We start from the raw sequence: 23,902 nt of genomic DNA, 5'->3' as shown, positions 1-23,902 counted from the left end.
CTGGCGGATCAGACGCCGGATGAGGCATACTTCGCGACGCTGCCTGCGATCAAATCGGCAGCATGATTGCCTCGGACGTTCCACTTAAAAATCTCAGAAAACTGTCCGAACGAGCGAAGCCACCTCTCAGCGTCTCGCAGCCAACGCATGACCTTGGCAGCGGTAAATTCGGCGCCGTTGGCTACAAGAAACGTCTCAGGTCACGGCCAAACTCAAGCTCGCAATTCGTCTATTCACACGCTTTCCCTTCGTCATCCGGCCTCGATGACCTGCCCCCCGCCAAATCAGGCGGGTCAGCGGATCCGAATTTTCACCACACATAAATTTAAGCTTGACCGAAATTATCGTGTGATCTAGATTCATTTCGATAACAAAAGAACCGGAGTGAGACAGCAATGCCGACGGGTAATCGCATCGGCGCACAATGCGAATCTATTCGCATCTCGGTGGATCGCTGCCGTACGGGACGGTCGCCGATTTCGGAAATCTTGTTACCAGTACGAAGATCCCAGGTTACCAAGGGAGGGCGCTTCCCAAATCCGACAATGTCGATTGCCGGCTGATGCCGTGTATGTCGAATCGGCGATCGACGAGTGTTGCGTCGGATTATTCGAATCGGATCGAATTCGGCGCACCGGCGAGAAACAGTCTGGACACGTTTGACGTCGTCACTCGTAAGATCGCGCACATCATCTGTCAGATACACAACGCCGATCCACTTTGGGACAACTGCGGTTGGTTGAAATTGAACTATGCGCTTGCGGGAGCGGCGCACTGCGCCGGAACCGGAATCCCCGATGAGGGGCCTTGCAGTCGTGAGCCGGGACGGGCCGCGTCAGGGTTCGCACGATGACTACCGAGCAATGGGTGCGTTCGTTCTCTCATCGAGTGCAAGATCCTCATTCCGAGGCGCGGGGCGCGACCGTAGCGCAGCACGCGATCACGCGGACCGAATGCACTACGCATCGCTTATCTTGAAATTCTTGAAACGATCGGGAAACGAAATATGGTTATCGGCATTGGCGGATCGATTGCAGCGACGGAACTGGCGAAACTCGAGGACATGACGGACGGCATCGCGCCGATTCAGCCCGCGGAACATGCGGCGCGAGTCGAACGCGCGCAGGCGCTGATGAAATTGCACGACCTCGATGCGATCTACGTCGAATCGGGCACGAACCTGCTTTACTTCACGGGCGTCGCGTGGCGTCGCAGCGAACGTTTGACGGGGGCGCTGATTCCTGCGGCGGGTCCACTGCAATACATCGTGCCCGCATTCGAACGCGGCACGTTCACCGGCATGATGCAGATTCCTGGCGACATCCATTGCTGGAACGAGGACGAGGATCCTTACCGGCTGCTCGCGGGCGTCGTCGAGCGCCACGGGATCGACGACGGCACGCTCGGATTCGACGAATCCGCGCCGTACTTCATGTATGAAGGCATTCGCGAACGGGCGCCGAACCTGCGGATTCGCACCGCGGCGGCTGTCACGCGCGCGTGCAGGATCCGCAAATCGGCAACCGAACTCGCATTGATGCAGCGTGCGAACGATATGACGCTGCGCGTCCACCAGGCGGCGGCCGCGATCTTGAGAGAGGGCGTCAGTACCAACGAAGTGCTCGATTTCATCGATGACGCACATCGCGCAGTGGGTGCAATGCGCGGGTCGACGTTCTGCATCGTGCTGTTCGGTCCGGACACGGCTTATCCGCATGGCGTCAAGCATCCGAAGCGGCTCGAGCGCAACGACATGGTGTTGATCGATACGGGCTGCCAACTGCACGACTACCACTCCGACATCACGCGCACATACGTGTTCGGCGACGCGAGCACACGTCAGCGTGAGGTTTGGGCGCACGAGAAGCAAGCGCAGCAGACCGCGTTCGAGTGCGTGAAGGCGGGCATCGCAGCCGAAGAGGGCGATCGTGCGGTCCGCGACTATCTGAATTCGGTCGGCTACGGGCCGGGCTATGCGTTGCCGGGCCTGCCGCATCGAACCGGTCACGGAATCGGTCTCGATATCCACGAATGGCCTTATCTCGTCGGCGGCGATCGGACGATACTTGACGAAGGCATGTGCTTCAGCATCGAGCCGATGCTTTGCGTTCCGAACGAATTCGGCATTCGTCACGAGGATCATGCGTACATCACGGCCGACGGTCCGCGTTGGTTCACGCAGCCGGCAACAAGCATCGACGATCCGTTCGGGCTTGGTTGAGCGAGGAAGGCGCTGCAGCGGCAGCGGCGTCCGGCAATATCGACAGCGACGAGGCCGCGTCTTCGCGAGGCCGGTACGACAGATGCGCTGCTGATCGGCGCCAACGCAGTCGCGGCGAGCACGTCGGCGGCATGCTTGCCATGCTGTTCACGCATCGGGTGGGCCGGTCCGTCGATCGGTGCCGCTGCGAGTGCCGTCATAAAGAGACATGTGAGGCTGCTTGGCGCCGAGCATCGATTCCGCCTTGACACGACAACATGGCTTGCACGGCGAGCGAGCCCGTTCCAAGTAACGACGAGCATGGCATGGCGCAGTGTGAGCGGCGGTATCGTGGCGGCGCTGATGGCCATCGTGGACATCCGGAACGTCAAAGCTGCGATCGCTCCAATGTGGACGGCGCTGCGTGCGCCGCATCGCGGATGCGTTGTGAAGTTCGTCGGCACACCTGATCGCCGGGATCGAGATGCTCTCGCTGACGAGGCTGTTGTCGCGCAGGCTCGGCTTCAGATGCACGCAGTCAATTGGCCATGACGTTCATGGCCGCGTCGCTACTGTACGCACAGTCGACGAGCTTCGAGATGGCCGTCGACAGTCGGCCGCTGCAGGGCGCCATGTAACTGAAGTCGATACGATGAGAATGCTTCTCAGATTCACTGGTATTTTGGTGTGCTATTGGATCACGAAGGCGAGTCTCATCCGATCGCCGACGTGTCGTTCGATGTTGCGCAGATAGATTTCCTCCCGATCGGCGGGGGTGGCGATAGAAAATCGACTATTCTGCGTGTTCCGTTCTTCCGCTAGAACGTGTGGTGTGGAGCGATTGACGTCGAAGGCATCGTGCAGGGGAATGGCGCGCAGCCGTTTGTCCCGGATGCGCGTATCGTCCGTACGCATTCGATGGCTTGTTCGGTTCATCCCATCCGGCGCATGAGATCGATCGTGCGTTTGCTGAACCGCCGCGGTATCACGGATTCGGTTGCGTTAACTAACGGATGACAAGGGTGCAGATCGGGACGGGGCGGAGCGCACACCTTCGTCGTTGCAATTCATCGGCAATCCGTTGTCGAGCAGTTATCGAGCAGTTGGCGAGCGTCAGCGGATGCCGATTGTGCGCACCGGCGCACAAATTTCGACGCCCATTGTCCGACGAGCCGACGCCAACGCCCGATGCCAACGCCCGATGCCAACGCCCGATGCCAACGCCCGACGCGTCCGTGGGGCAAGCGCACGAACTTACCGGTCTCGCTCAAGCGCGAACTCCACGTCGGCCCATTGCTCATTAGCCACGACATCGGCATCGTCCGCCGTGTAGGCGGCTGCGTTGCCTTCACGGCGTGCGCCGCATCGTTCGGGCATCTCGCATCTCGCTCGGAACGCGTATGCGGGCGGCCGCTGCGCCAAGCCGGAAGGTTGCGTTTATTTAAGCAAGACAAAAATTTAAGCTTGACGTAATTTCGGTCGAAAGGTAGTTTTTTTGTCTGTCGGCCGCTGGAACGTGGTTGCGCGAGCTTACTGATATCAATTTGGGCATCTGATGATCAATCGACTGAAATACAGTTTCTCCGACCTCACTCCATACGACGCATCGGTTGTCGACACGCACGCACGGCTGTCCCGGCTGATCGACGCGTTGCAACTCGACGCGCTCGTGATCACGTCTCAGGACGAGTACATCACCGAATGGCTGCCGCGCTGCAATAACCCGCGCTATGCGCTGTCCGGATTCGACGGTTCGGTCGGCTCCGGCATTTTCCTGAGCGCTGCTGTGGCGAAGCGGATCGGCGCGCCGCAGTTCGTGCTGTTCGTCGACGGCCGCTATCACCTGCAGGCAGAAAAGCAGTGCGATCGCGCGCACGTGCACGTCGAGAAACTCGGGCTCAACGTCGCGATGTGGCCCGCGATCGCCGATTGGCTCATTGCGCACGCAGCCGAGTTCCAGCGCGTCGGCTATGACGCGTTGCGTCTGAGCGTCGCACAGCGCGAGCGCTTGTTCGCGCATACGCAAAGCGCCGGCCTGCAATGGACGAGCCTGGCCGGCCGTGAGATCGACAAGGCGATCGCGCTGCCAGGCTGGACCGTCGAGCGGCCGATTTTCGAACTGCCGCGCTCGATGACGGGCGTCGGCATCGCGGAGAACCTCGCGACGCTGAATCGCCGGATGAGCGAGCCTCTCGGCGATCCGCACGCGAAGGTCGCGTTCCTGACCTGCGCGGCAGACGATCTGAGCTATCTGCTGAACAGCCGCGGCTACCATCTGCCGTGTGCGTCGTCGCACCTCGGCTTCCTGTTCGTCGTCGGCGAGGCAGTCGCGCTGTTCCTGCCCGAAGGCTGCGACCGCTGCCCGGTGCAGATCGAGTCGTATCCGGCGCTGCGCGTGATCCGCAACGACGCCGCCGAACTCGAGTGCTTCCTCGCGCAATTCGACGTCGAGCACGTGTGCTACGGCTTCGAATCGGTCAATTGCGCGCTGCCGGATACGGTGCGCCGGATCTGGCCCGAGGCCCGTCACGTCGACCACAACCCGGTCGAGGCGATGCGGGCGAGCAAGACGCCTGAAGTGCTCGACCAGTTCCGCGACGCGTTCGCGCGCAGTTCCGAAGCGATCGCCGAGGCGATGCGCTGGGCGAAGACGGGCGAGCCGGGCAAGCGGCATTCCGAATACGATCTCGCGCGTGTGATCAGCGATGCATATGCCGCGCGCTCGGCCGTGGCGCTGAGTTTCACGACGGTTGCGGCGAACGGTGCGAACAGCGCGTCCGCGCACTACACGGCGGCGAGTCCCGACGTCGAGTTGACGGAAGGCGAGCTCGTGTTGCTCGACAGCGGCGCGTACTTCGAAGGCGGCTTCGCGACCGATTGCACGCGCGTCGTGATGCGCCGGACCCGCACCGACACGCAGCCGCAGCCGTGGCAGCGGGAGATCTACACGGTCGCGCTGAAGGCGTGCATCAAGGGGCTCGTCACGCGCTTTCCGAAGGACGCGACGGGCGCGGAAGTCGACGCCGCCGTGCGTGAGGTCTGTCGCGCGCACGGCCACGATTTCAATCACGGCACGGGGCACGGCATCGGCATTCACGTGCACGAAGGCGGCGTGCGATTCAGCCCGGGCTCGCAGTACGGTCTCGTGCCGAACGCGGTGATCTCGGTCGAGCCGGGCATCTACGTGCCGGGCAAGGGTGGCGTGCGTATCGAGAACATCGTCGTCATCCATCCGAGCGAGCAGGAACCGGACAAGATGGCGTTCGAGAACCTCGTGACCGTCGGCTACGACTGGGATCTGATCGATCTCGATCTGCTCACCGACGATGAACGTGCGTATCTTCGCGACTACGAACAGTTATGCGTCGAGCGCGGCACGAATGTGACGCATTGTCCGTTGCTGTAGCGAGAAGCGTGCCGCGCGCCCGGATATGCGCCGGAAATGAAGAAACGCCGCCGGACAAACCGTCCGGCGGCGTTTTTTACGAATGTGCAATGAGCGTCGGCGACGGCGCGCTTGAACGCCGCGCCGTCGCTCGCATGCATCACGCGACGCGCGGCTCGTTCCAGCGGTTCGCGCGACGGAAGGTGCCGATGTCGTTGAAGCGCACGCCCACCGCGCGCATCGCCGCATGCGCGCGCTTCGCGGTCAGTTGGCGAATGTAGAACGGATCGCGCACGACGAAGTGGTGAATCGCGTGCGTGCTGCCGAAGTTGAAGCAGAACAACTGTACCGGAAGCAGCCACCACGGATTCAGCACTTGCGTCTGCTGGATGACGTTGCGCGAATCGATGTCGCCGTAGTAGTGCATGTTCGAGCTGATGAAGTTGATGCAGAAGCTGCGCACGAAGTTCGGCCCGAGCCAGGTCACCGCGAGAAAGTCGACGACGTGCATCGCCTGCTGGGCGAGCGCCGGCACGTCCGGCTGATAGCCGAGCGCATGCAGCGCGAAGAGTCCGGCGTGATACGCGATGAATGCATGCCACAGCACGTAGTAGGCGTGGCCGATCGGCATGTACGACATCAGTTGCTCGATGCGCAGCCGCACGCGATCGCCGCGCTCCTGTGCGGGTTGCGCCGCGACGTACTGCAACACCTTGCGGCGCATGCCGAGCGGCCGCAGCGCGACGGCGAGCATGCCGTCCGCGAGCATCAGCACGCGCTTCACGCCCCAGCGCTCGCCGTTGGTGATCCCGTATTCCTCGAGGTCCGATTCGCCGCCCGACACCTTGTGATGGTGCAGATGCATCCGACGGCGCGTCCACGGATTGATCGTGCCGGGCCGGGTGAGCCAGCAGAGCGTCATCATCAGATGATAGGCCCAAGGCGTCTTCTTGAAGTACATCAAGTGGATCAGGTCGTGCTCGAGCTCGTGGATCAGCGACGTCGCGAGCGTCGCGACAGGCAGCGCGACGTACCACGCAATCGTGCCCTTTGCGTACAGATACGCCGCGGCAAGCATCGTCGCGACGCAAAGCGCCATCACTATCGCGCCGACCAGATTCTGATTGTCGAGCAGCGGATATTTCGCGCGCAGCGCGTCGCTCGCCGCATTGACCTCGTTGCGGACGTACGCGACCTTTTCCGCGTCGCTCTTGAAGCGCAAAGTCTTGGACTTACTCATTGTTCGAATCCGTATCCCTGAAATCGGCGGTATGCCGATGACGCCATCTTAGAACCGTCCGCGCATCCGCCGCGAGGGCCGGTCGTGCCAAAGGGTGAGTCATTTGAGGCCAATTTGTGCGGCGCTGCGATGTGTCATATCGGGCCATCAGTCGCTATAATCGCCCAATTACCGCTCGGAGTCGATGCATGGCCACGTCCGTTCCGGACCCTACGAGGCAATTGAACAAGGCGACCGTCTCGTCCGCCTATGCGCTTTTCATGCTGATGCTCGCGGAGGAGCGCGGCATTGCTGACGCGGACATTCTCGCGAACACAGGCGTCACGCGCGCGAAGCTCGAGGAGCCGGACGCGCGCATCACGCCGCTGCAGCAGGCGGCGATCGTATTCAATTTGCTCGGGAAAACGAACGATCCGTCGATCGCGATCGAGATCGGGCTGCGCAGCAGCCTGACGAAATCGGGGATGATCGGCTTCGGGCTGATGAGCTGCGCGACGCTCGGCGAGGCGATCCAGCTCGGCATCCGTTATCTGCCGACGCGCGTGCCGTTCTTTTCGATACGGCTCACGGAACTCGAGCACGCGGTGCAGATCGACATCCTCGAAGCGTTTCCGCTCGGCAGGCTGCGCCAGTTCGCGGTCAAGAATTTCATGGTCGAGACGGCGATCCTGTTCAACTCGCTGCTCACGCCGTCGCATGACAGGACGATGAAGGCGAACGCCGAGCTGTGCTTCGAGTGGCCCGAGCCGCCTTACTTCGCGCGCTATCGCGATCGTCTTCCTCGCTGTCATTTCGATGCGCCCGCGAACCAGATCCGCTGCGAAGCGGCGCTTCTCGACGAGCCGATCAAGACTGCGAACGCGCAGACCGCGCAGATGATCGTCCAGCAGTGCGAAGCAGAGCTCGCGCGGCTCGGCTACGCGGAGAGCATCGTCGAGCGCGTGCGCAATCTGCTGATCCGCGGCAGCGACGGCTACCCGTCGCTCGACGCGCTCGCGCGCGAGCTGCATCTGTCCGAGCGCACGCTCAAGCGCAAGCTGAGCGACTACGGCACGACATATTCGGCGTTGCTCGACGAGATCCGGCTGCGCGACGCGCTGCGCCTGCTCGAGGGCACGCAACTGACGGTCGAGGAGATCGCGGTGCGTGTCGGCTACACCGATCGCGCGAATTTCAGCCGAGCATTCAGGCGTTGGACCGGCGCGTCGCCGGGCAGCAGGCGCTGAGCGTCACACGCGGTCATGCGATCCGCGAAGCGTCATGCGATCCGCAAAGCGTCGTATGCAACGTGCGTGACGGGCGTTCGAGCGCGACGGGGTACGATGCAGGCGTGAAGTGCGCGCAATGCGCATTCCGGGTACACCTGTCGCGAACAGGGATGTTTGCGTTCGCATCGACGCGTTTTCGTGACATATCGTCTGCATTCCTTCAGCCATATCAAGCGGCAATTCCCCACGCAAAGTAGGACATGTCGGCAACCTTGTGTTGTATTCCCGCAAGGCATACGATTTTCGAACGGCCGCGAATTGCATCGCGCGCGGCGCGCTCGGTGCGAACGACATCCGTAGCGCATGTGCGAGCAGCGGGCGCCGTGTCGAAATTCCCGATTTCCTCCATGGTTCGACCATTACACTGGGTGACATGACTTCCGTTCTCCTCCTCGAAAACATTCACGACAGCGCGTCCCTGCATTTCGCCGATGCGCACGTCGACATCGAGCGGCGCAAGGGCGCGCTCGCCGGCGACGAGCTCAAGCACGCGCTGCAGCACCATCAAATGGTCGGCATCCGCTCGGCGACGCATCTGATGCGCGGCGAGGTCGACGCCGCCCGCCATCTGCTCGCGATCGGGTGCTTCTGCATCGGCACGTCGCAGGTCGATTTGTCGGCGGCCGCGCATCACGGCATTCCGGTGTTCAATGCACCGTTTTCGAATACGCGATCGGTCGCGGAACTCGTGATTGCGGAGGCGATCCTGCTGCTGCGGCGCGTGCCGGAGAAGAGCGTGCTCGCGCATGCGGGCGAGTGGGCGAAGGGCGCGGGCGGATCGTTCGAGGCGCGCGGCAAGACGATCGCGATCGTCGGCTACGGCAACATCGGCGCGCAGGTCGGCGTGCTCGCGGAGGCGCTCGGCATGAAGGTCGTCTATTACGACGTGCAGGCGAAGCTGTCGCTCGGCTCCGCGCAGCCCGCGCGCTCGCTCGGCGACGCAATCGCGCTCGCGGACGTCGTCACGCTGCACGTGCCCGCGAACGCATCGACGTACAACATGATCGATGCGGACGCGCTCACGCAATTCAAATCCAACGCAATCCTGATCAATGCGTCGCGCGGCACCGTCGTCGACATCGACGCGCTGCGCGATGCGCTTGTGCAGAAGCGCCTGGGCGGCGCCGCGATCGACGTGTTTCCGCGCGAGCCGAAGAGCAACGTGGATCGCTTCGAATCCGTGCTGCAGGGACTGCCGAACGTGATCCTGACGCCGCACATCGGCGGCAGCACGCAAGAAGCGCAGGAGAGCATCGGCGCGGAAGTGTCGTCGAAGCTCGTCGCGTTCCTGACGCGAGGCGATAGCGCGGGCGCCGTCAATTTTCCGCAAGTGAGCCCGGGCGAATGCACGTCGGCCGCGCGGCTCCTGAACGTGCACGGCAACACGCCCGGCGTGCTCGCGGTGCTTAACACGCTGCTCGCGCAGGACGGCGCGAACATCGTCGCACAGCATCTGCAGACGCGCGGCGACATCGGCTATGTGGTGACCGACCTCGATCGGGTGCCGTCCGACGCATTTCTCGACAAGCTGCGCGGCGATCGCGCGTTCACGCGCAGCCGGCTGCTCCGCAGCGCATGACGCGGCGCGCGGGCCGTCGGAACAAGGCTCGCGCGTAATCTCACGCGTACCATTGATGCGCCGCCGCAGCGCTGCCGATATTGACAGCGTTGGATTTCTCGCGGCCCGCGTGTAATATTGCGCTCCAATCGAATCGCCGCTTGGGAACGACGCTCGAACGGATCACCGAATCCGGCGCGTCCGAACGAACGTGTTCGCCCATCCGCGTCCCGCTGCGGGTGGCGCGGCCGGCCGCAGCGCATCGCATCGCTGCGACGCGATGCGCGCTCGATGGAGTCGAATCGAGATCCTGAGATTTACTTAGAACAACAACGAATTTATCCGGGGAAGGGGGGTCGTGTATCGTGCGGCTTTTGATCCGCACGCTGTCGGTATTCCATTCGGCGTCCGCGTGACGTCGCCTTCGGCGGCGTGGCATGCGCTTGCCTACATTCCGAACGATTGCACGAGGCCCGCGCGGCGGACGCTCTGCGTTTGCCGCGGCTGACAGGCGTTTCATCGGCGTTGTGCATGTCGTGTGCGTGCGCGTTCCCGCCGATTTCTCGAAGAGGGCTGACGATGCAGTTCGAAGAGTTGAGCGACGACGAATGGGCGCGTATCGAGGGGCTGCTCGCGACGCAGCCGGCGCGGAATACGCGCTGCGGCCGGCCGCGCGCGCAGGCGCGTGCGGTCGCGAACGCGGTGCTGTGGGTGCTGACGACAGGCGAATGCTGGGGCGCGTTGCCGCGCGGCTATCCGTCGTCGCCGACTTGCCGCCGCCGCTTCGACGAATGGTCCGCGGACGGCACGCTCGCCGCGATCGTCGAGCGGCTGGAGGCAGGCGGGCGACAGGTTGAACTGCGCGAGCGGATCGGAGCGGTCGACGCGAAATCTCCCGCGCGAGTGCATCGCCGGTTCCAGTTCAACGCGTTCTGGAGCAGCCCTGAATCATGGTGCGGGCCTGTCGGCGGCGGTGCGGCCGATGCGGGCAGGGACGGCCGCGTGCCGGAGCGCGGCGAAGGCGGCGCGGCTGACGGAAAGCCATGCGGGTGAGTCGCGCCGTGCATCGGGCGGCGCATCGTCGAGCACATCTTCGCGATTGCTCGGCAATCGACGATCGGCGCGCAATCAATCGGTCGCAAACGGCCGGCTTGTCGCGTGTGTCGGCTTCGCGCGCATCGCGCGGTTACACCGGCGTCGGGCCTATCGATGCATCGATCGATGCGCTCGAGCCTTTTCGCCCGGATGATCTTGATATGGTCAGCGATGGCCCGACGCGGAGAGACATCGCACCGTGGCCAGCCGCCCGCAGCGGCATGCCGACGCATCGTCCGACGCCGCCGGGCAACGCGTCGGCACTTCGCTCGGCGTGATTGCGTCGCGATTCGCGAGGATTCGAGAAGATTCGAGAGGACACGCGAGCGCCTACGCCGCTTGCCAGCGTGCGGCTGCGACGTCGATCTTGCGCGGAATCAGCTTGAGGCTTGCGAACGTATCGGCGATCTGCTGTTGATACGCGAGCGCCGCGTGGTCGATCGGCTGCACGCCGTAGCTCGCGCGCTTGAACGCGAGTTCGAGCGTCGCGGTGTCGAGACCGACGAGCGGCGATAGTTGCGCGGCGACCGCGGCGACGTTTTCACGCGCCCAGCGGTCAACCGCGCCGACCTCGTCGAGGAGCGCGCGCACCCGTTGCGGCTCGGCTTCGGCGAACTTCCGGCTCGCGAGGTAGTACTGCGTGTTGTTCACGAGCCCTTCGCCGTTCGCGATTGCGCGCGCGTTCGTTTGCCGCTCGACCGCGGCGAGATAAGGATCCCAAATCACCCATGCATCGACGCCGCGCTGCGCGAACGCCGCGCGCGCGTCAGCGGGCGCGAGATACACGGGCGTGATGTCGCGGTAATCGATCTTCGCGCGCTGCAGCGCCTTGACGAGCAGGTAGTGGACGTTCGAGCCCTTGTTGAGCGCGATCTTCTTGCCGCGCAGATCCGCGACGGTGCGAACCGGCGAATCGTGCGGCACGACGATCGCTTCGCCCTGCGGCGCGGGCGGCTCGCTGCCGACATAGACGAAATCGACGCCGGCGGCGAGCGCGAAGACAGGCGGCGTCTCGCCGACGGTGCCGACGTCGATCGCGCCGGCGTTCAGGCCTTCGAGCAGTTGAGGGCCGCCGGGAAACTCAATCCATTGAATCGCAACCTGTTGATCGGCGAGCCGCTTCTCGAGCGTGCCGCGCGCTTTCAGCACGACGAAGTTGCCGTATTTCTGATAGCCAATCCGCAGCGTTTTCGCGCTGCGTTGTGCGTGCGCGGCCCCGCTCGCCGACAATGCGGCGAGGCCGCCCGACAATGGTGCGGCAAGCGCGGCCGCGCCTGCCGCCTTCAGCAGCAGGCGGCGCATGTCGTCTTGAACGGATCGGGGAGAGGTGGAGCGGGGCGTGTCGTGAGAGGTCATGTGGCTCGTGTGTCGATGCAGTGTTTGCGCGCGGTGCGGCGTCCGCGGCGTGATGCACGACCGCGCGGCCGCGCCGAGAATTCGCAGCCATCATCGTCGGCGTGCGCAAAGCGGGTCAATGGCCGGCTTCGACTTTGTTCTGCTATCGATTTCGCGAGAGAGAATTTGCGGATGCGGATGCGGATGCGGATGCGGATGCGGGGCGCTCGAGCGAAGGCGCGTGGCCGGCCTCGCAGTGCGTCGCTCGGGCGTGCGCGCTGCAATGGATGCGCGCGCCGATGCTTGCGCGTTTGCGGCGAACCGTATCGCACGCGCAGGTACGTACCGGAGGGCGACGGCTTGCAAGCGCGGGGCTCCGACGGGCGAGATTGGCTCGCGCGACTTTCGGGCGGCACGGGGCGATCGCGTGGCGGCTCGATCCCGGAAAAGGGAAACGGGCGGTCGAGCGGCGCTGGGCGTGCAGGTGGCGCTCCATCGCCCGATAGACTGCCGCCGCAGTTCGCCGCCCGAAATCCAGCGCCCGAAGCCCGAAGCCCGAAGCCCGAAGCCCGAAGCCCGAAGCCCGCCGGCCGCGGTCGACCAGCCACTCGCCCGCGCAAACCGATCCGCCGCCGATGCAGCGATGCAGCGATGCAGCGATGCTGCGTCGCTGCGCGCGAGCCCGTTGCGCGCCGTCGACCGCCCGCGCCGCCCCGATGCGCCTCCGCTTTTCGCGAAGCAAGATCGATTTCATAATAGTCGCGCTGAACGGGATCGCGCGACATGCCCGAGCGAGCACGCTCGCGGGATGAGGAGAACCAGAATGGGCGAGTTGACGGACGAATCGAGAATCTTCCTGTCGACGCTGCAGCCTGAGCGCCGCGAGCGTCGGCTCGCGATGACGGCGGTGGTGCTGTCCGTGGTCCTGTTGGCCACGCTCGCGCCGTTCGTGCGCATCCAGATGCCGCAGGTGTGGGCGTTCATCCCGATCTATCAGTCGGCGATCGTGATCTGCGATCTGATCACGGCGGGCCTGCTGCTCGGCCAGTTCGGCATCCTGCGCACCACGTCCCTCGTCGTGCTCGCGGGCGGCTATCTGTTCACGGGCTTCATGGCGAGCGTGCACATGCTCACGTTCCCCGGCCTGTTCCTGCCGAACGGGCTGCTCGATGCGGGCCCACAGACCACCGCGTGGCTCTATATGTTCTGGCACGGCGGCTTTCCGCTTTGCGTCATCGCCTATACGTTCATCAGCCGCCACGAGCACGGGCAGCCGCTCTACACGGGACGGGTCGTGCTGCCCGTGATCGTTTGCATCGGCACCGCGGTCGTCGCGACGGGCGCGTTCGCCACGCTGGCGACGAGCGGCCGCGAGCTGCTGCCGGCGATCATGCAGAATCAGCACTACATGCCGCTCATGCGCGGCGTCGTCACGACGGTCTGGCTGCTGACGCTCGGCGCGCTGATCCTGCTTGCGTCGCGCCGGCCGCACTCGGTGCTCGATCTGTGGCTCGTCGTCGTGCTGTGCGCGTGGCTTCTCGACATCGCGCTGTCGGCCGTTCTCAATCGCGGGCGCTTCGATCTCGGTTTCTATGCGGGGCGCATCTATGGCCTCGTCGCGTCGAGCTTCGTGCTGCTCGCGCTGCTGCTCGAAAACGGCAAGCTGTATGCGCGCACGGTGCGCGCGTTGCATGGCGAGCGGATCGAGCACCGGCGCGTGCAGGAGAAGACCGTCCAGTTGAACGAGGCGAACGAGTTGCTCGAGCAGCGCGTCGCCGAGCGCACGAGCGAGCTGATGACCGTGAACCGCGAGCTGCGGCGCGAGATCGCCGAACGCGAGCGCGCGGAGGAGGCGCTCGCGCGCTCGCGCGAAGAGCTGCGCGAGATCGCCGCGATCAGCTCGACCGCGCGCGAGCAGGAGCGCGGCCGGATCGCGCGCGAGTTGCACGATGAGCTCGCGCAGACGCTCGCGATGCTGCGGCTCGATCTCGAACGCGTGTCGACGACAGGCAACGAGCTCGCCGGACGCTTTTCGGAAATGCGCGGGCTGCTCGACGGGGCGGTCGCGGCGACGCGCCGGATCGCAACCGATCTGCGGCCGCTGATGCTCGACGATCTCGGGCTCGTCCCGGCAATCCAGTGGCTCGTGCAGGCGTTCCAGCAGCGGCACCGGATCGACTGCACGCTCGTCATCGATCCGCCCGAACTCGATCTCGTCGAGCCGCAGGCGAGCACGACGTTCCGCATCTTGCAGGAATCGCTGACGAACGTCGGGCGCCACGCGCGCGCGTCGCACGTCGACATCCGGCTCATCGCCGATCATGACGAGGTGATGCTGAGCATCCGCGATGACGGCGTCGGCTTCGACACGGCGAATCCGCGCAAGCCGAATTCGTTCGGGCTCGTCGGTCTGCGCGAGCGCGCCTATCTGGTGCAGGGCACGCTGTCGGTGCGGACGGCGCCGGGGCAGGGCACGTCGATCGAAGTTCACATTCCGCTCGTGCAGTCGCATGCGGTGACCGTCCTGCAGAGCGGCGAGCTGCGTGACTGACGCGGCGGCGCCAAGCGGCTGTCGCGTGCGTCGGCGCCCGGCGCGCGGGCCGCGCGGATCGATCGCGATCTTGCCGCCTTTCTTCGTGAACGGGCGCGCAGCGGCGATGGCCGCGTTCCCCGCACGCGTTCCGACGGGCGGCAGTGCCGCGCGCCGCGCAGCGCGACGACGAACGGCCGGTTGATCAGGATCGGATGCGAGCGTCGCGTCGAGCAATTGCGCCTCGCCGCGCGTCGCGCAGCGAGGCCGAGCTTCGCGCACCGCGCGCCTTTCTCGCGCCGCGCGTCGCATGCGGTGGGCCCCGCGTCTGCGACCGGCCGTACGAGCATCGTGCGCTCGGGCGGGGCGAGGCGGGGCGACAATCGTGCCTCGGCCGTGCGGGCAGGCAGCGGCGCGATGCCGAAGCAGCGCACGGCATCATTCGAAAGCGGGTAAACAAAAGTCGACAGCGAGCGCAACGGCGTTTCTATAGAATCGCCAATCCTTACATATGCATTTCATTGAGCGGACGAGCGCCGCATGCACGGCGCACGACGTGTCGCACGACGCGATGCGCCGCCCCGCGCGATCGTCCGCCCATCTTCACTTTCGCATCACGCATCTGCCCTTCATGGTTCAACACGCCTTCGTTTCCTCGCAGTCGCCCGCCCGCTCCGAATCCGCTTCCCGCCGTCGCGCGCCGCGCGCGCTTTCGACGATCGCGCTCGTCTGCGCAACCGCGCTCTTCGCGACCGCCTGCGGCGAGCGCGCCGAGCCGCAGCGCGGCGGCGCGACGCCCGTGCTGACCGCATCGTTCAAGCCGAAGAGCGGATTCGTCGTGCCCGTTGCGATCGCGGGCAAGACCTACCGCTTTCTCGTCGACACGGGCGCGAGCCACACGGTGATCGACAACCGGCTCGCGCAGTCGATCACGCAGCCGTCGACCGACGAACAGATTCCGATCGCGTATCGCTCGATGCTCGCGAAAGGCCTCACGACGGCAGACGGCGTGCTGCCGCGGGAGCGCGTGCGCTTGTGGTAGCCGTTGCCGCTCGCGCTCGGCAGCTTCGAGGTGCCGAGCTTCTATCCGTGGCTCGGCCTCGACCTGTCGTTGCTGTCGCAGGCGTTCGGCGCGCAGATCGACGGCGTCGTCGGCATCGAGATCTTTCGCCAGTTGAGCTGGGTCGCCGACAATCGCAGCGGCACGCTGACGGTCTGGCGTCATCCGCCCGCCGGGCAGCGCTTCCAGCATTGCGTCCCGTATCAGGACAGTTTCGGTCAGTCGCCCGCCGTGAGCGTCGACTTCGGCGACCAATGGACGATGTTCCGTTTCGATACCGGCGCGCGCCATTCGATCGTGTCCGCGCCGACGCTCGCGTTCCTCGCGAGCCGCAAGGCCGCGAAGCCGCTCGGCGACACGGTGCCGAGCCTGTCGGCGAACGGCGTCGGGCAGTCGCTCGATTACTTCGCGAAGGGGCTGTCGTTCGACGGCAAGCCGGTCGGCGGCCTGCGCGTCGCCGAAGGCGGCGGCGACATGCTCGGGATGAACTTCCTCGCGCGGCTCGATCGCTACATGTTCGTGCCGAGCACGATGGAGTTCTGCTACGACGCGAGCCGCTTCACGCAGGACGATCCGCAGCCGCTGCGCACGATCGCGATCCGCTACGTCGACGGCCGCGTGCAGCTGTTCCACAACCGGCCGGACGACCTCGGCCGCTACGGCCTCGAAAACGGCGACGTGCTCGTCGAGATCGACGGCAAGCATGTCGACCCGTCGGCCATCGACGACGTGCGCGATCGATTGAGCACCGCGCCGGCGGGCTCGCTCGAGATCGCGATCGAACGCGGCGGCGCGCGCCGCACCGTGCGGATTTGACACACGGCCTTCATCCGGCCGCTCGCGCGGCCGCGGGCGGCGCGCCCCACGCGCCCCACGCGCCGCAGCGACGACGGCTCGCGCGGGCTCGCCGCGCGTAACGCATTGCCGCATAAGAGAAAAATCGCGACGCCATGTGGGGCGTCGCGAAATACTGCGCTTTGTGCATGAGCGACTAAATTCCAAAAACATGAGATTTGCGATCGCGCGTCCGATCGACTATCAATGTAAAGAGGTATTTAATTGACATGAATCAACGCAAAGCAACGGTGCTCATGAGATTTTCGCGACATTGAAAATTTGAACAACAAGTTCCCATGAGACCAAAGAAAGCGATGGTGCGTGCGACGTACCCGCTTACCCCACGATCCGCAGGGGCGGCTCGCGTCGATGGCGGGAACTCGATGCCTTGCCGGAGAGGATGACAGTGACCTCGAGACCCACCGCTGTACTTGCTGTGCTGTGCGCGTTGCTGAGCCAGACGGCGCTATCCCAGGAACCGCAGACGGAACGCGCGCCCGATACGATGGAGGCGCGCGTGCTCGCATGCGCCGCGTGTCACGGCCGGCAGGGCGAGGGAACGTCGAACGACTACTTTCCGCGCCTGTCCGGCAAGCCCGCCGGCTATCTGTACAACCAGCTCGTCGCGTTCCGCGACGGCCGGCGCAAGTACCCGCCGATGAACTACCTGCTCGCGTATCTGCCCGACGCGTACCTGCATCGGATCGCCGACCACTTCGCGAGCCGGCGTCCGCCGTTCCCGGCGATCACGGCGCCCGCCGCCGCGCCCGCGGTGCTCGAGCGGGGACAGCAGCTCGTGAGGTCGGGCGATCCGTCGCGCAAGATTCCCGCGTGCGCGTCGTGCCACGGCGCGGCGCTGACGGGCATGGAGCCCGCCGTGCCGGGCCTCCTCGGCCTGCACGCGGAATACCTGAGCGCGCAGCTCGGCGCATGGCGTTACGGCACGCGCACGTCGATCGCGCCCGACTGCATGCAGCAGGTCGCATCCCGGCTCACCGACACCGACGTGACCGCGATCTCCGCGTGGCTCGCGTCGCGGCCCGCGCCCGCCAATCCGTCGCCCGCCCCCGCGGGCTCGCTCGACATGCCGCTCGCATGCGGTGGCGAACCGCGCTAATGGAGGCCTCGGTGCACAAGCAATTGATCGTCAAATTCCGCAGCGCGCTCGCATTCGCCGGCGTGCTGTTGGCAGCCGCGGGCGCGGCGTCCGTCGCTTCCGCGCAGCCGTCGAACGACGCGGCGACCATCCGGCGCGGCGAATATCTGGCGCGCGCGGGCGACTGCATCGCCTGCCATACGGTGCCGGGTGAGAAGCTCTTCGCGGGTGGTCGCGCGATGCCGACGCCGTTCGGCACGCTGTATTCGCCGAACATCACGCCCGACAACGAGGCGGGCATCGGCAAATGGACCGCCGACGAGTTCTACTCGATGATGCATACCGGCCGCTCGCGCGACGGCTCGCTGCTGTATCCGGCGATGCCGTTCGCCGCATACACGAAGGTGACGCGCGCGGATTCGGACGCGATCTTCGCGTACCTGCGCTCGGTGCCGCCCGTGAAGCTCGCGAACCGGCCGCACGACATGCGCTTTCCGTACAACAACCGGCAGCTCCTGATCGGCTGGCGCACGCTGTACTTCAAGGAAGGCGAGTATCAGCCGGACAACACGAAGTCGGCCGAATGGAACCGCGGCGCGTATCTCGTGCAAGGGCTCGGCCACTGCTCGATGTGCCACACCGCGATCAATGCGCTCGGCGGCAGCTCGGAGTCGAACGCGTTCGAAGGCGGGCTGATCCCGATGCAGGCGTGGTACGCGCCGTCGCTCACGTCGAACAAGGAAGCGGGGCTCGGCGACTGGAGCATCGCCGACATCACGGGCCTCCTGCAGGCGGGCGCGTCGCATCGCGGCGCGGTGTACGGGCCGATGGCGGAGGTCGTCTACGACAGCCTGCAGCACCTGTCCGACGACGACGTGCGCGCGATGGCCGTCTATCTGAAGGCGCTGCCGCAGCGCGGCAGCGAATCCGCGTCCGCGCCGCCGACGAAGATGCCCGCGCCGGAAGACACGCGCCTCTACAAGCTCGGTGCGAAGATCTACGACGCGCAGTGCGCGTCTTGCCACGGCAAGACGGGCCGTGGCAAGACGCCGGCGTTCCCGCCGCTCGCGGGCAACCAGTCGATCCAGATGACGTCAGCGGTGAATCCGATCCGCATGGTGCTGAACGGCGGCTACGCGCCCGGCACCGCGAAGAATCCCGAGCCCTACGGCATGCCGCCTTTCGCCCAGTCTCTGTCGGACGACGAAGTGGCCGCCGTGACGACGTTCATCCGCACCGCCTGGGGCAATCGCGGCGCGCCGGTTTCCGCGAAGGAAGCCAACGCGCTGCGTTCCGCTCCGCTCTATTGAGGACATCATGAGCGACACTTCCCAACGACACGGGGGCGACCCCGAACCGCACGACGACGCGGTCGACGAGATCGTCCGCGCGGGGCCGCGCGGCGCGCTCGCGCTCGCGGGCACCGCGACCGCGATCGTGATCGCGCTGTGGTTCGCCTTCTACTTTCTCGTCTTCCTGCCTCGCGGCGTGATCCAATAATCCGGCTGCCATGTCCAAACAACCTATGCCAGACCGTCTCGACGGCGCGCAGCTCGCGGCCCGGATCGAGCGCAGGTGGGCGATCCTGGCCGTCGGCCTGATGGTCGTCCTCGTCGCCATGATGGTGTACACCGGCCTTCACTGGGCGATGATGCCGCCGTCGCGCGTCGAGACGATCGACCCGACGACGCTGCATGTCTCGGGCGAATTCATTGAGAGCAACCTCGGCACCGCGCGCGAGCCGGACGGCTCGGTCACGGTGCGCGTGATCGGCCAGCAGTACTCGTTCACACCGCAATGCATCCTCGTGCCGGCGAACACGCCCGTCACGTTCCGCGCGACGAGCGCGGACGTCGTGCACGGCTTCCTCATCACCGACACCAACATCAACTCGATGCTCGAGCCGGGCTACGTCGCGACGTTCAGGACGACCTTCGACAAGCCGAAGGACCACCTGATGCCGTGCCATGAGTATTGCGGCACGGGTCACGAGGGGATGTGGGCGCACGTCAAGGTCATTGACCGTGCGGAATTCGACAAACTGGCGTCCAGCGCGCGGAGATTGAGCTGTGTTAAAGAATAATCGACTGGTGCTCGCCCATTTCTGGCTCGCGTTCGCGGTGTTCGGCGTCGCGCTGCTGCTCGGCGCGTGGCAGATGCTCGCGCGCAGTCCGCTGCATCCGTGGCTCGGCAATCCCGAGCTCTACTACCGTTCGGTGACGGCGCACGGCTCGGTGATGGGCTACGTGTTCCCGACGCTGATCGCAATGGGCTTCGGCTATGCGATCAGCGAACTCGCGCTCAAGATGCCGCTCGTCGGCCGCCGCTGGGCATGGACGGGCTTCTGGCTGATCGCGGTCGGCTCGGTCGTCGCGATGACGCCCGTGTCGCTCGGCCTGTCGTCGGTGCTGTACACGTTCTATCCGCCGATGATCGGCAGTCCGTTCTACTACCTCGGCGTCGTGCTCGTCGTCGTCGGCTCGTGGATCTGGGTCGCGCTGATGTCGGTGAACCTGTATGTGTGGAAGAAGGCGAACCCCGGCAAGCCGATTCCGCTCGCGATGTTCGCCAACGTCGCGGGCGCCTATCTGTGGGGCTGGACGGCCGTCGGCGCGGCGATCGAGATCCTGTTCCAGATCCTGCCTGTCGCGGTCGGGCTCAAGTCGACGATCGACGCGGGCCTCGCGCGCGTGTTCTTCTCGTGGACGCTGCATGCGATCGTCTACTTCTGGCTGATTCCCGCGTACATCGCGTACTACGCGCTCGTGCCGCGCGCGATCGGCGGCAAGCTGTACAGCGACGGGATGGCGCGCATCTCGTTCATCCTGTTCCTCGTCGGCGCGATGCCGATCGGCATTCACCACCTGTTCGCCGATCCGCAGGTCGGCTCGGGCTTCAAGTTCCTGCAGTCGGTGTTCACGGCGCTCGTCGCGGTGCCGACGCTCCTCACGGTGTTCACGGTGTGCGCATCGGTCGAGATCGCGGCGCGCCTGCGCGGCGGCAAGGGCGCGTTCGGCTGGCTGCGCGCGCTGCCATGGCATGAGCCGATGATGCTCGCCGTCGCGTTCTCGTTCGTGATGCTCGGCTTCGGCGGCGCGGGCGGGATCATCAACATGAGCTATCAGCTCGATTCGACGATCCACAATACGCAGTGGATCACGGGCCACTTCCACCTGATCTTCGGCGGCGCCGTCGTCGTCATGTACTTCGCGATCGCATACGAGCTGTGGCCGCATCTGACGGGACGCGCGCTCGGCAGCCTGCGCCTCGTCAAGACGCAGCTGTGGCTGTGGTTCATCGGGATGATCGTCACGACGTTCCCGTGGCACTACGTCGGCATTCTCGGCATGCCGCGCCGGATGGCCTATTACGACTACAGCGATCCCGCGATCGCGCCGCAGGCGATCTGGGTGATCATGTCGGTCGTCGGCGCGCTGATCCTCGTCGCGTCGGCCGTGCTGTTCTTCGTCGTGCTGATACGCAGCCATTGCAGCGCGAAGGTCAAGCCCGCCGAGTTCACGTTCAGCTCGGCCGTGCACGAGCCGAAGACGCTGCCCGTCGCGCTCAACAGCTTCGGGCTGTGGATCGCGCTGATGATCGGCCTCACGGTCGTCAACTACGGCTATCCGATCGCGCAGTTGATGGCGCTCAAGCAACCGTCGGTGCCGGCGATCTACATGGGGACGCAGCGATGAGCACGGAACGTCTGTTTTCGATTCGCAACCGCTGGTTTACGGTCAGCGTCGGGCTCACGCTGTTCGCGGTCGTCGCGTCGGTGCTGATCGGCTTCGTCTGGCTGCCGTCGGTGCAGAAGGACGCGCAGTTCCAGGGCATCTGGAACGCGATCTGCAGCGCGGCCGGCGTGCCGCGCGCGTGGCTGCCGTCGCAGCCGGAGCCTGCGACGGTCAAGACGAGCGCCGTCGTCGTCACGCCGCAGATGATGACGCAGACGGACAGCCTGTCGATCGGCCGCGGCGCGACGCTCGCGATGCGCTGCACGATGTGTCACGGCGCGCGCGGGATGAGCGACGCGAATTCGCCGAACCTCGCGGGCCAGTACGCGGCCGTCATCTACAAGCAGTTGAAGGACTTCCAGACGGGCGCGCGCACGAACGCGGTGATGGCGCCGATGGTCGTGAATCTGTCCGACCAGGACATGCGCGATCTCGCGGCGTTCTATTCGTATCTGCCGCGCGCCGCGGCGAAGCCCGCCGCGAATCCGCCGAAGATCGTCGCGAGCGGCGCGCCGATGCGCAACATCGCACCGTGCGCGTCGTGCCACGGCGGGATGGACAACAAGGTCGGCGGGCCGTGGCTCGAAGGCGAGCCCGAGGTCTACATCAAGGCGCAGTTGCAGGCGTTCGCGTCGGGCGCGCGGCACAACGACATCAGCGCGCAGATGCGCAACGTCGCGCGGCAGATGACGCCCGACGAGATCGCGGCCGCCGCGCGGTACTACGCGGGCCGGCCGTAACGCGGGGGGCGCGGCGGCTGCGCGTACGCGGGCGGGGCAGGGCGGCGCGCGTCTCGCGCGCGATCGAGTCGTGAAAGGAAGAAGCGGCAAACGGGGCGAACCCGTTTGCCGCTTTTGATCGAAGGCGGCGATGGGCGTCGTGCGATGCGCGGGGGATTCGCGGCGGGCACGCTCACGAGCATGGCGCGGCGACGTCGCGCGAGCCGGCGCATGGTCCGGCTGTCTCGCTGAATTCAGATGATTGTGGCTGCGTCGTTTCGTGTCGCCGGCGGCGATGGGCGCGGCGTCCGCGCACCGCCTTGCCCGCCGGCGCTCGCCGCATGCGCGGCCCTGCGTCGTGCGTGATCGCGCGTGTTATTTGTCGTCGCCCTGCGCGCCGCGAAAGAAGCGCCCGAGCTCGGCCGCAAGTTCGTTGAGCACGCCCATTTCCTGCTGCGTGATCTTGCGCGCCGGCTGGCCGGCCGCCCAGTCGCCGTACAGCAGCGCGACCGCGTTCTGCTCCGCGATCACGGGCAGCAGCACGAATGCGCGCGAGTCGTCGAGCGCGTCCAGATACCACGCGGGCAGGCGCTTGACCATCTTCGGGTCGCGCGCGTTCTCGATGAAGATGCCGACCGAGTTCGTGATCGCGAGGTGGAACACGTCGGGCTCGAATGCCTCGTGAAAGCGCAACCGCTCGAGCTGCGCGTCGACGTCCGGACCGAAGCCGAGCCGCGCGGCGAACACGCCGTCGTCGCGCCGCACGAACATCACGGTGCGCGTGAAGGCGAGGCCCGCGAGCACGCTTTCGGACGCGAGCGCGAGCACCGGGCCGAGCACGTGCTCGGACGGCAGCGCGCGCAGATCCGCGAGGCCCGCTTCGAGGCACGCCTGCGGGTTCGACGCGCCGCGCGCGATCTTGTCCGCGTTCGCGCGCAACTCGACGATCTCGCGCATCACCGTGTCGCTCGTCTCCTCGCGCGACAGCGACGCGGCGATCTCGGCGAGCTCGTCGGCATCGGTGCCGAGCACGCCGTGAAAGCGATGCGCGAGCGCCGCGATCCGCGCGTCGCGCTGCTGCGCGTGCATCGACGTGAGCGCGGCCGCGACGTCGGTCGAGCAGTGGCTCACCGCTCGCAGCCACTGGACGTCGTGCGGCGCGCCGTCGTTCGCGTCGAAGCGCGTCATGCCGGCGCGGATCAGCTCCGGCAGCCGCCAGCGGGACGCCGCCTCGAGGCCGATCTCGTCGAAGCCGACGCCGAGCACCGCACGGCATGCGGCTTCGTCGTCGTCGTCATGCTCGGCCGCGCGCCGGCGGATCTCTTCCCACTCCGCGTCGAGATAGCAGACGACGAGCAGCTTGCCGACCTGCCGCATCAGCGTGCAGACGACCGCTTCTTCGCCCGCGCGCAGGTCGACGTGCCCGGTCAGCTTGCGCGCGACGCAGCCGGACAGCAGCGCGCGGTTCAATTCGAGCTTCGCGTCGATGCGGCGCGGCGCGCTTTGATGAAAATGGTCGACGAGCTTGAGCCCGACGACGAGATGGCCGACGGCGTCCATCCCGAGCACCATCAGCGCGCGCGTGACGGTCGTGATGTTGCCGCCGAACGCCATGTACATCGCCGAGTTCGCGAGCCGCAGCACCTTCTGCGTCAGCGCGAAGTCCGACAGCACGACGCGCACGAGCGCCGTGAAGTCGAGGTCGTCGTTCTTCATCGCGGCCATCGTCGCGCGCAGCGCGTCCGACAGCAGCGGAAAATCGCCGCGCTCGTTCATCCGGGCCCAGAGCTTGTCGAGCAGCGCCGTTCGCGGCAATTGTGCGGTGATTGGCATACGAATCAGTGA

Annotated in this window: 16 protein-coding genes and 2 pseudogenes; 13 read left to right on the top strand and 5 right to left on the bottom strand. The window is 65.7% G+C overall.

Features of this window, described 5'->3' with window-relative positions; all coding sequences use genetic code 11:
• Window positions 1-1,006 precede the first annotated feature (1,006 nt).
• Window positions 1,007-2,221, top strand: a complete 1,215-nt coding sequence (locus tag WS62_RS08495) for a M24 family metallopeptidase (protein WP_066570087.1) — start codon at window positions 1,007-1,009, stop codon at window positions 2,219-2,221.
• Window positions 2,222-2,890: 669 nt separating this feature from the next.
• Here the strand turns inward: WS62_RS08495 and WS62_RS08485 are convergent.
• Window positions 2,891-3,115: a hypothetical protein gene (locus tag WS62_RS08485; RefSeq protein ID WP_156440908.1), complete on the bottom strand. Its 225-nt coding sequence runs from the start codon at window positions 3,113-3,115 to the stop codon at window positions 2,891-2,893.
• A 640-nt stretch (window positions 3,116-3,755) separates the two neighbouring features.
• On the opposite strand from WS62_RS08485, the gene WS62_RS08480 reads away from it, so the two are divergent.
• On the top strand, window positions 3,756-5,606 hold the full coding sequence (locus WS62_RS08480; RefSeq protein WP_066570081.1) for a M24 family metallopeptidase: 1,851 nt from the start codon (window positions 3,756-3,758) through the stop codon (window positions 5,604-5,606).
• Window positions 5,607-5,745: 139 nt separating this feature from the next.
• Here WS62_RS08480 and WS62_RS08475 read toward each other — a convergent pair whose 3' ends face one another.
• A complete protein-coding gene (locus WS62_RS08475) occupies window positions 5,746-6,825 on the bottom strand; it encodes a fatty acid desaturase (RefSeq protein ID WP_066570079.1) in 1,080 nt (359 codons plus the stop codon).
• A 188-nt stretch (window positions 6,826-7,013) separates the two neighbouring features.
• On the opposite strand from WS62_RS08475, the gene WS62_RS08470 reads away from it, so the two are divergent.
• Together WS62_RS08470 and serA are read left to right on the top strand one after the other, a co-directional pair.
• The gene (locus WS62_RS08470; RefSeq protein ID WP_066570077.1) at window positions 7,014-8,051 is read left to right on the top strand and encodes an AraC family transcriptional regulator; all 1,038 of its coding nucleotides are present in this window, start codon (window positions 7,014-7,016) and stop codon (window positions 8,049-8,051) included.
• A gap of 415 nt (window positions 8,052-8,466) precedes the next feature.
• Window positions 8,467-9,672 (top strand): phosphoglycerate dehydrogenase, encoded by a 1,206-nt coding sequence (gene serA / locus WS62_RS08465; protein WP_231748229.1) that lies wholly within the window; start codon window positions 8,467-8,469, stop codon window positions 9,670-9,672.
• A gap of 40 nt (window positions 9,673-9,712) precedes the next feature.
• Here the strand turns inward: serA and WS62_RS37320 are convergent, their stop codons facing one another.
• Complete coding sequence (locus WS62_RS37320; protein ID WP_197422791.1) at window positions 9,713-10,090, bottom strand: hypothetical protein; 378 nt, start codon at window positions 10,088-10,090, stop codon at window positions 9,713-9,715.
• On the opposite strand from WS62_RS37320, the pseudogene WS62_RS08460 reads away from it, so the two are divergent.
• Window positions 10,064-10,704: pseudogene (locus tag WS62_RS08460) on the top strand (transposase). The gene WS62_RS37320 and the pseudogene WS62_RS08460 overlap by 27 nt on opposite strands.
• 372 nt (window positions 10,705-11,076) lie before the next feature.
• On the opposite strand, the gene WS62_RS08450 reads toward WS62_RS08460, so the two are convergent.
• Window positions 11,077-12,102 carry a sulfonate ABC transporter substrate-binding protein gene (locus WS62_RS08450; RefSeq protein WP_066570072.1) on the bottom strand — a complete coding sequence of 342 codons (1,026 nt, stop codon included), beginning with the start codon at window positions 12,100-12,102 and terminating at the stop codon, window positions 11,077-11,079.
• Window positions 12,103-12,904: 802 nt separating this feature from the next.
• On the opposite strand from WS62_RS08450, the gene WS62_RS08445 reads away from it, so the two are divergent.
• The 8 genes and pseudogenes from WS62_RS08445 (at window position 12,905) to WS62_RS08405 (ending at window position 22,078) form a co-directional block, all read left to right on the top strand.
• Complete coding sequence (locus WS62_RS08445; RefSeq protein ID WP_066570071.1) at window positions 12,905-14,632, top strand: sensor histidine kinase; 1,728 nt, start codon at window positions 12,905-12,907, stop codon at window positions 14,630-14,632.
• A 610-nt stretch (window positions 14,633-15,242) separates the two neighbouring features.
• Window positions 15,243-16,487: pseudogene (locus WS62_RS08435) on the top strand (aspartyl protease family protein).
• 421 nt (window positions 16,488-16,908) lie between these two features.
• Window positions 16,909-17,625 carry a c-type cytochrome gene (locus WS62_RS08430; RefSeq protein WP_066570067.1) on the top strand — a complete coding sequence of 239 codons (717 nt, stop codon included), beginning with the start codon at window positions 16,909-16,911 and terminating at the stop codon, window positions 17,623-17,625.
• A complete protein-coding gene (locus WS62_RS08425) occupies window positions 17,625-18,914 on the top strand; it encodes a c-type cytochrome (protein WP_066570065.1) in 1,290 nt (429 codons plus the stop codon). Before WS62_RS08430 ends, WS62_RS08425 begins: the two co-directional genes overlap by 1 nt.
• A gap of 7 nt (window positions 18,915-18,921) precedes the next feature.
• Window positions 18,922-19,104: a hypothetical protein gene (locus WS62_RS08420; protein WP_004534842.1), complete on the top strand. Its 183-nt coding sequence runs from the start codon at window positions 18,922-18,924 to the stop codon at window positions 19,102-19,104.
• A gap of 25 nt (window positions 19,105-19,129) precedes the next feature.
• A complete protein-coding gene (locus WS62_RS08415; protein ID WP_066490254.1) occupies window positions 19,130-19,687 on the top strand; it encodes a cytochrome C oxidase subunit II in 558 nt (185 codons plus the stop codon).
• Window positions 19,674-21,299: a b(o/a)3-type cytochrome-c oxidase subunit 1 gene (locus tag WS62_RS08410; RefSeq protein ID WP_066570063.1), complete on the top strand. Its 1,626-nt coding sequence runs from the start codon at window positions 19,674-19,676 to the stop codon at window positions 21,297-21,299. The genes WS62_RS08415 and WS62_RS08410 overlap by 14 nt, the downstream gene beginning before the upstream one ends.
• Window positions 21,296-22,078, top strand: coding sequence for a c-type cytochrome (locus WS62_RS08405; RefSeq protein ID WP_066490258.1), 783 nt, complete (start codon window positions 21,296-21,298; stop codon window positions 22,076-22,078). The genes WS62_RS08410 and WS62_RS08405 overlap by 4 nt, the downstream gene beginning before the upstream one ends.
• 354 nt (window positions 22,079-22,432) lie before the next feature.
• Here WS62_RS08405 and WS62_RS08400 read toward each other — a convergent pair whose 3' ends face one another.
• Window positions 22,433-23,890, bottom strand: coding sequence for an HDOD domain-containing protein (locus WS62_RS08400; RefSeq protein WP_066570061.1), 1,458 nt, complete (start codon window positions 23,888-23,890; stop codon window positions 22,433-22,435).
• Window positions 23,891-23,902: the final 12 nt, after the last annotated feature.

The organism is Burkholderia sp. ABCPW 14 (assembly GCF_001523835.1).
GTDB lineage: Bacteria > Pseudomonadota > Gammaproteobacteria > Burkholderiales > Burkholderiaceae > Burkholderia > Burkholderia mayonis.
The sequence above is the reverse complement of the archived record's forward strand: the minus strand, read 5'-3'. Positions and strand labels throughout refer to the sequence as shown.

Coding starts and splice junctions, on each gene's coding strand:
- WS62_RS37320 (WP_197422791.1), bottom strand. CDS start 10,090: ATGCCACGCCGCCGAAGGCGACGTCACGCGGACGCCGAATGGAATACC.
- WS62_RS08450 (WP_066570072.1), bottom strand. CDS start 12,102: ATGACCTCTCACGACACGCCCCGCTCCACCTCTCCCCGATCCGTTCAA.
- WS62_RS08420 (WP_004534842.1), top strand. CDS start 18,922: ATGAGCGACACTTCCCAACGACACGGGGGCGACCCCGAACCGCACGAC.
- WS62_RS08495 (WP_066570087.1), top strand. CDS start 1,007: ATGGTTATCGGCATTGGCGGATCGATTGCAGCGACGGAACTGGCGAAA.
- WS62_RS08430 (WP_066570067.1), top strand. CDS start 16,909: ATGACAGTGACCTCGAGACCCACCGCTGTACTTGCTGTGCTGTGCGCG.
- WS62_RS08480 (WP_066570081.1), top strand. CDS start 3,756: ATGATCAATCGACTGAAATACAGTTTCTCCGACCTCACTCCATACGAC.
- WS62_RS08415 (WP_066490254.1), top strand. CDS start 19,130: ATGCCAGACCGTCTCGACGGCGCGCAGCTCGCGGCCCGGATCGAGCGC.
- WS62_RS08470 (WP_066570077.1), top strand. CDS start 7,014: ATGGCCACGTCCGTTCCGGACCCTACGAGGCAATTGAACAAGGCGACC.
- WS62_RS08405 (WP_066490258.1), top strand. CDS start 21,296: ATGAGCACGGAACGTCTGTTTTCGATTCGCAACCGCTGGTTTACGGTC.
- WS62_RS08400 (WP_066570061.1), bottom strand. CDS start 23,890: ATGCCAATCACCGCACAATTGCCGCGAACGGCGCTGCTCGACAAGCTC.
- WS62_RS08445 (WP_066570071.1), top strand. CDS start 12,905: ATGGGCGAGTTGACGGACGAATCGAGAATCTTCCTGTCGACGCTGCAG.
- serA (WP_231748229.1), top strand. CDS start 8,467: ATGACTTCCGTTCTCCTCCTCGAAAACATTCACGACAGCGCGTCCCTG.
- WS62_RS08485 (WP_156440908.1), bottom strand. CDS start 3,115: ATGCGTACGGACGATACGCGCATCCGGGACAAACGGCTGCGCGCCATT.
- WS62_RS08475 (WP_066570079.1), bottom strand. CDS start 6,825: ATGAGTAAGTCCAAGACTTTGCGCTTCAAGAGCGACGCGGAAAAGGTC.
- WS62_RS08425 (WP_066570065.1), top strand. CDS start 17,625: ATGGAGGCCTCGGTGCACAAGCAATTGATCGTCAAATTCCGCAGCGCG.